Here is a 6,418-nt window from a genome sequence, read left to right on the forward strand (position 1 = left end):
GTCCCTTCGTTGATTACGCGCCGTTCCGCGGTTTCACGGGTCAGCCTGTCCGGTCAGCTCGCGGTACAACCAGCCTTTCGCCAGCGCCCACTCCCGTTTCACGGTCGCGGGGGAGATGCCGGCGACCTCCGCCGTTTCTTCGACGGTGAGTCCGCCGAAGAACCGCAATTCGACGATCCGCGCCTGCTCCGGATCCAGGGCCTCGAGCTTGCGGAGCGCCGCATCCAGCGCGAGCGCGTCGACGGCGTCGACGGTGACGGGTTGGGGCAGCGCCGGGACGTCGTCGAGCGGCACCGCCATCGCGCCGCCGCCGTGCCGGACGCGCCGATCGCGGCGCGCGTTGTCGACGAGGATGCGGCGCATCATCGTGGCGGCGATGGCGAAGAAATGGGCGCGGCTCTGCCAGTCGACGTCGCGCTGCCCGACGAGTTTCAGGTACGCCTCGCTGACCAGCGCGGTCGTCTGGAGCGCGCCGACGCGCCACTCGCGCGCCATGTGCCGCGAGGCGATGACGTGCAGCTCTTCGTAGACCAGCGGCATCAGCCGCTCGAGCGCGTCCTGGCGGCCGCTCCGCCACTCCTGCAGCAGACGGGTGACGTCTTCCGCGTGAGAGCCCATGGGTGGGGCGAAGAATACAATATGATGCGCCGCATGGCGTTCGCCGCGATCGCGTCACTCTGTCTGGGCGCCGTGATGACCCTCGGCGACTGGCTGTGGGCGGCGCTGCAGATCCGGCACCGCGTCGTCTACGGGCTTCTGCACGGCGCGCTCATGTGTCTCTGCCTCGGGATCGCCGTGGGCGTGCGGGCAGGAAAGCCGGCGCCGGCGGCCCTGGCGGGACCGATCATCGGCGTGCTGGCGGCGGCCTCGTTCTACGCCCTCGCGCCGGCGATGGGGTGGAACGCGATGTTCCCGGCCTGGATGCTGCTGTGGATCCTGTTCGCGCTGCTGCAGCACCGGCTCGCGAAGAAGGAAGCAATCGCGGCGGCGGTCGTGCGCGGCGGCGCCGCGGCGCTGGCATCAGGCGCGGCGTTCTACGCCATCTCCGGGATCTGGATCAACGACTCGCACACGAACCCGAACCTGATCCGGCATTTCTTCGCGTGGACTGTCGCGTTCCTGCCGGGCTTCGCCGCGCTGTTCTGGACCTCCCGCCGCGCGTGACACGATAGAGGGGATGGTTCCCCTCTCGATCCTCGATCTCGCGCCCATCACGCAGGGCGGCGACGCCGCCGCGGCGCTCCGGCATTCGCTCGATCTGGCCCGCCACGCCGAGCGCTGGGGGTATCGCCGCTTCTGGGTCGCCGAGCATCACAACATGCCCGGCATTGCCAGCGCCGCGACCGCGGTGGTGATCGCGCACGTCGCGCAGGGGACCTCCACGATTCGCGTCGGCGCCGGCGGCATCATGCTTCCAAATCACGCGCCGCTCATCGTCGCCGAACAGTTCGGGACGCTGGAGTCCCTGTTTCCCGGACGCATCGATCTCGGCCTCGGCCGCGCGCCAGGCACCGATCAGACGACGGCGATGGCGCTCCGCCGGACGCTCGCCAGCAACCCCGATCTGTTTCCGCAGGACGTCCTGGAGCTGATGGCGTACTTCCATCCCGACGATGGGCAGCGTGTGCGGGCGGTGCCGGGCGCCGGGTTGCACGTGCCGATCTACATCCTGGGATCGAGCCTGTTCGGCGCGCAGGTGGCGGCGGCGTTCGGGCTGCCGTTCGCGTTCGCGTCGCACTTCGCCGCGCAGCAGATGCTCCCGGCGGTGCGCATCTATCGGGAACGGTTCAAGCCGTCGGAGGACTGGCCGCGCCCGTACGTGATGCTCGGGATCAACATCATCGCGGCGGAGACGGACGGCGAGGCGCGGCTGCTCGCGACATCCGGGCGGAAGTCATTCGCCAGCCTGCGCGCCGGCACGCCGATCCCGCTGCCGCCGCCCGATCCCGAGTGGGAGAAGGATGTGGTGCCGTTCGATGCGGCGTCGCTCGAGACGCTGCAGGCCGTCTCGTTCGTGGGCGGGCCCGGGACCGTCAGGGAGGGGCTGGATGCGTTCGTGGCTCGGACGCAGCCGGACGAACTGATCGTGGTGTCGCACGTCTACGACCACGCCGCCCGGCTGCGGTCGTACCGGCTGGCCGCGCATCTGGCAGTGTAAGTCACTGGCCGCACGCCACTTGGGTGGCTTCCGGGGAGGTCGTATACAATCAGGCCGCCAAAACTCCCCTGGTCTTTTCTTCCGTTTCCACCGCTCGTTCGTAAGCTGAATGTCGGACTTCGAGTCGCTTTACCGTCTGCACGTCAACGCGGTGTTCCGCTTTGCCGTGCGGTGTGTTGGCCGGCGCGATCTGGCCGAGGAGCTGACGAGCGATGCGTTTCTGGCCCTCCATCAGCACCTCGATTCGATAGATGTGACGCAACTTCCGAGCTGGTTGTTCACCGTCGTGCGGAACCGGGCGACGGATCACTGGCGGAAGCAGGCGCGCGAGCAGGAGTATCTGGCGGCTCAGGACGGGTTTTCGGTTCCGGCGCCATCGGATCAGGAGACGGTCGAGACGTGGGTGTCGCGCAATCCGGCACTGAAGCCGATCCACCGGCTCTGCATCGTTCTGCGGTACGTGCACGGCATGACGCGCGAAGAGATCGGCCGCAAGGCCGGTCTGACTGAGAACCAGGTCAAGGGGCACCTGCAGTACGCGCTGACGCTGCTGCGACGCGAGATGGAGAAGACCTGATGACGGCACCGGCTCGGCCCAGGGACTTCAGCCCGGACGAACGCGCTTTCATCGAGGCTGAGGAGCATCGCGCTCTCGGAGCGATTCACGTGACACGCTGTCCGGACCCCGCACTGCTTCCCGCCGCCGCGATGGGCGCGCTGCCCGGCGATCTCGCCGCCCGCGTCGCCGCGCACGTCCGCGGCTGCGCCATCTGCCGCCAGCTGCAATCCGATCTCCTCGCCGTCGACGTCGAGATGGACGCGCTCGAAGACGCGCGGATCCGGCGGCGGATCCGCCGGGCGCGCCGCGCCCCGGTCTGGCGCGCGGCGGCCATCGCCGCGTCGGTGACGATTGCGGTGAGTGGGGCGCTCCTCGGCGCGCGTGCGTTCGATGCCGGGGCGCTGCCATCCGCGCCGGCGATCGCGCGCGCGGCCGTGCCGCCGCCGTCGGTCCGGATCCTCGCGGCGGGCAAGCTGGAGCCGCGGCTCGACGCGTCGCTGCTCACGTGGCGCGGGGGAGAGAACGATTTCGCGATCGCGCTGGCGAGTGCGTTGAAGCCGTATACGGCGAACGATTTCAAGGCGGCCAGCGGCGCGCTGGAGCGGTTGGGCGCGCGCTATCCCGATCGTCCGGAGCCGCCGCTGTACCTCGGCATCTGCCGTCTGCTGATGGATCGCCCGGTGGAGGCGGAGAAAGCGCTGCGGCGCGCCGCCTCGATGCCCGGCGCCCATGTCGAGGATGCGCGGTGGTATCTCGCGGTCGCGACGTATCAGAACGGCCGCCGATCCGAGTCGCGGCAGCTCCTGGCCGACATGTGCCGGGCGAACGGCGCGCGCGGCGCCGAGGCGTGCCTCGCGCGCGACCAGGCGGGAGAGCAACGATGATGCGCGCGCTGCTCCCCCTGGTCGTGTTCGTCCTGATGCCGATCTCCGGCGCGGCCCGCATGCACGCGCAGGAATCCACGGCGGCGCGAACGCTGCTCGCGCAGGTGGACGCCCTGCGCAAGGAGAAAAAAGAGGCCGAAGCGCTCGAGACCGCCGATCGTGCGATGGCCCTCGCGGCGGAGATGACGGACCGCGTCACCGAGGTGGATGCCGCGGTCAAGGCCGGGCGGATCCTGTACTCGATGGGGCGCTACGCGGACTCGCAGCAGCGCTACGAGCGGGCGCGCGCGACGGTGGCGGCGCTGAACGATCGCGGACGTGAAGCCGGCGTGCTGCACGGCCTCGGCAATGCCGCCTGGGGCCTGGGCCGCCGGGCCGAGGCGCGCACGTTCTACGGCGAGGCAATCGCGCTGTACCGCGCCGCCGGCATGACGCGCGAGGCGCTGCGTTCGACGCACGGTCTGCTGCTGCTGCTCGACGATCCGGAGGAGCACCAGCGGCTGACGGCCGCCGCGATCAGCGAAGCGATCGCCACGAAGGACGTCGACGCCGAAGGACTGCTGCGCCAGGTCGCCGGCGACGAAGCGCTCAACCGCGGACGCTACGCCGATGCCTACCAGCAGTTCCAGCGCGCGCGGGAGATCGCCGAATCGCTCGGCGATCGCCGCCAGCTCGCGCTGGTGCAGACCAGCGCCGGACGGCTCTACCGCGCGCACGGCGAATTCGATCGCGCGATCGAGTTGTATCAGGCGGCGCTCGCCACGCAGGAGGAAATCGGCGACACCTACGGCCGCGTCCAGTCGCTGAACGCCATCGGTTCGACGCTGGCGCGGCAGGCGCGGCTGACCGAGGCGCTGGGCTACTACAACCGGGCGACCGAGCTCGCGGCTCCCCTGAAGTCGCCGCGCATCGATCGCTTCCTGCTCGGCGCGCGCGCCGGGGTGCTGAGCTCCATGGGACAGCACGCGCAGGCGCTGCCGCTCCTGTTCGGCGCGATCGAGGGAGAAGAGTCGTCCTACATCCGCGCCCTGCGGCGCCGTTCCATCGCCTCCACCTACCTGCACCTGGGCGACGCGGCGGCGGCGCTCGATCAGGTCGAGAAAGAGATCACCGCGACCCGCGAGGCCAGGTACCTGGACGAGCTGCCGCGCGCGCTGATCCTGCGGGCGCAGATCCACGAAACCCTCGGCGACATCGACGGCGCGCTGTCGGATGCGCGCGAGGCCGCGGCGCTGATCGAAGACATGCGGCGCGATCTCGTGCCGAGCGATTACATGAAGCGGGGATTCGCCGAGTGGAACCAGCTGGTCTACGGCGTCAACGTCGCCATCGCCGCGCGCCGCGGCGACACCAACGCCGCGTTCATGGCGGCCGAGCAGGGCAGGGCCCGCGCCTTTCTCGATCTGCTCGCCGTGCGCAACGAGCTGCGGAAGGCGCGCACCGCCGTCAGCGCGGCGCCGGCGGCGCCGGGTGCGCCGTCCGCACGGCCGGCGGCGCTGCCGGCCCGCGATCGCGCCGACAGTCCGATGGCCGCCGTCACGCCGTCGATGGAGCGGCTCGCGGCAACCGCGGCGCGTCTTCGCTCGACGATCCTCTCGTACTGGGTCGGCGACACCGCGACCTTCCTGTGGGTGATGACGCCCGACGGCCAGGTGCGCGTCCGCCGCATCAACGTCGATCGCAGCGAGCTCGAGCGGCTCGTCGCGCAGACGCTGCCCGACGCGGTGATGCCGGAGCCCCGCCCCGCGGCGTCGACGATCGCGACCCGCGGGCCGGCGCTCGAACTGCCCGCCGCGCCGCTCGCCGCGCTGCGGCGGCTGCACACGCTGCTGATCGAACCGGCGGCCGACATCCTCCCCGCCTCCGGCCGCGTCACCGTCGTGCCGCACGGTCCGCTGTTCAGGCTGTCGTTCGCCGCGCTGACCGACAAGCGCGGCAAGTACTTCATCGAGCGGTTTGCGGTGCATTACGTGCCGTCGCTGGCGGTGCTCGAGTTCACGGCGCAGGCCTCGTCGCGCCAGCGCCGCAGCGGCTATCTCATCGTCGCCGATCCGTCGCCGATGCCGTCGGTCATGGACGCGATCGACGGGCGGCCGCGGCCGCTGTCGAAGCTCCCGGGCTCGCTGCGTGAAGCGCGGGCGATCGCGGCGCTGCTGCCGCCGCAGGAGACGACGCTGCTCGAGGGCGGCCGCGCCGGCGAGGCCGAGGTCGCCGCGGCGCTGCGCGGCAAGCGCGTGCTGCACCTGGCGACGCACGGGATCATTCGCGACAGCGAGCCGCTCGCCTCGTTCATCGCCGTCGGCGAGTCGGGGCGCGATGCCGCGCACGACGGCCGGTTGACCGCCGAAGAACTCTACGACGTCGACATCGACAGCGACCTGGTGGTGCTCAGCGCCTGCCGCAGCGCCGACGGCGAGGTGAGCGGCGACGGCGTCTTCGGCCTGACGCGCGCCCTGCTGTCGGGCGGCGCGCCGTCGGTGATCGCCTCGGCGTGGGCCGCGGCCGACGAACCGACCGCGGAGCTGATGCCGGATTTCTACAAGGCGTGGCTGCGCACCGGCGCGACGGTCGAGAGCCTCCGCCAGGCGCAGCTCTCCCTCATTCGAAAGCTCCGCACCGGCCGCGTGCAGGCGCACACACCGCTGGGTCGTATTACGTTGCGCGAGCATCCTTTGTTCTGGGCCGGGTTCATGTTGATCGGCGAGCCGCAGTAAAACCTCTCACGCCGCGATCGCGGTTCTTCCGTTCCGCCGGTTCGTCCGTATTCGTTGTGGCTGCGTCGCGTGATGGCGCCGCCTCACAACGACAGGACGAACT

Annotated in this window: 6 protein-coding genes; 5 read left to right on the plus strand and 1 reads right to left on the minus strand. The window is 70.7% G+C overall.

Going from position 1 to position 6,418, the window contains the following annotated elements:
- Nucleotides 1–33: 33 nt before the first annotated feature.
- Nucleotides 34–618: an ECF-type sigma factor gene (locus VFK57_00525; GenBank protein HET7694169.1), complete on the minus strand. Its 585-nt coding sequence runs from the start codon at nucleotides 616–618 to the stop codon at nucleotides 34–36.
- 24 nt (nucleotides 619–642) lie between these two features.
- Between VFK57_00525 and VFK57_00530 the strand changes: the two genes are divergently transcribed.
- The 5 genes from VFK57_00530 to VFK57_00550 all read left to right on the plus strand — a co-directional run bounded on the left by VFK57_00530 (nucleotide 643) and on the right by VFK57_00550 (nucleotide 6,315).
- Nucleotides 643–1,164 carry a hypothetical protein gene (locus VFK57_00530; protein ID HET7694170.1) on the plus strand — a complete coding sequence of 174 codons (522 nt, stop codon included), beginning with the start codon at nucleotides 643–645 and terminating at the stop codon, nucleotides 1,162–1,164.
- 13 nt (nucleotides 1,165–1,177) lie between these two features.
- A complete protein-coding gene (locus tag VFK57_00535) occupies nucleotides 1,178–2,158 on the plus strand; it encodes an LLM class flavin-dependent oxidoreductase (GenBank protein HET7694171.1) in 981 nt (326 codons plus the stop codon).
- Nucleotides 2,159–2,267: 109 nt separating this feature from the next.
- Nucleotides 2,268–2,735, plus strand: coding sequence for an RNA polymerase sigma factor (locus VFK57_00540; protein HET7694172.1), 468 nt, complete (start codon nucleotides 2,268–2,270; stop codon nucleotides 2,733–2,735).
- Nucleotides 2,735–3,601: a zf-HC2 domain-containing protein gene (locus tag VFK57_00545; protein ID HET7694173.1), complete on the plus strand. Its 867-nt coding sequence runs from the start codon at nucleotides 2,735–2,737 to the stop codon at nucleotides 3,599–3,601. Before VFK57_00540 ends, VFK57_00545 begins: the two co-directional genes overlap by 1 nt.
- Nucleotides 3,601–6,315, plus strand: a complete 2,715-nt coding sequence (locus VFK57_00550) for a CHAT domain-containing protein (GenBank protein HET7694174.1) — start codon at nucleotides 3,601–3,603, stop codon at nucleotides 6,313–6,315. The genes VFK57_00545 and VFK57_00550 overlap by 1 nt, the downstream gene beginning before the upstream one ends.
- Nucleotides 6,316–6,418: the final 103 nt, after the last annotated feature.

Source organism: Vicinamibacterales bacterium, assembly GCA_035699745.1.
GTDB lineage: Bacteria > Acidobacteriota > Vicinamibacteria > Vicinamibacterales > 2-12-FULL-66-21 > JAICSD01.

Bases quoted from the DNA above. Each gene is read 5' to 3' on its own strand.
- VFK57_00535 (HET7694171.1), top strand. From the start codon at position 1,178: ATGGTTCCCCTCTCGATCCTCGATCTCGCGCCCATCACGCAGGGCGGC.
- VFK57_00545 (HET7694173.1), top strand. From the start codon at position 2,735: ATGACGGCACCGGCTCGGCCCAGGGACTTCAGCCCGGACGAACGCGCT.
- VFK57_00530 (HET7694170.1), top strand. From the start codon at position 643: ATGCGCCGCATGGCGTTCGCCGCGATCGCGTCACTCTGTCTGGGCGCC.
- VFK57_00540 (HET7694172.1), top strand. From the start codon at position 2,268: ATGTCGGACTTCGAGTCGCTTTACCGTCTGCACGTCAACGCGGTGTTC.
- VFK57_00525 (HET7694169.1), bottom strand. From the start codon at position 618: ATGGGCTCTCACGCGGAAGACGTCACCCGTCTGCTGCAGGAGTGGCGG.
- VFK57_00550 (HET7694174.1), top strand. From the start codon at position 3,601: ATGCGCGCGCTGCTCCCCCTGGTCGTGTTCGTCCTGATGCCGATCTCC.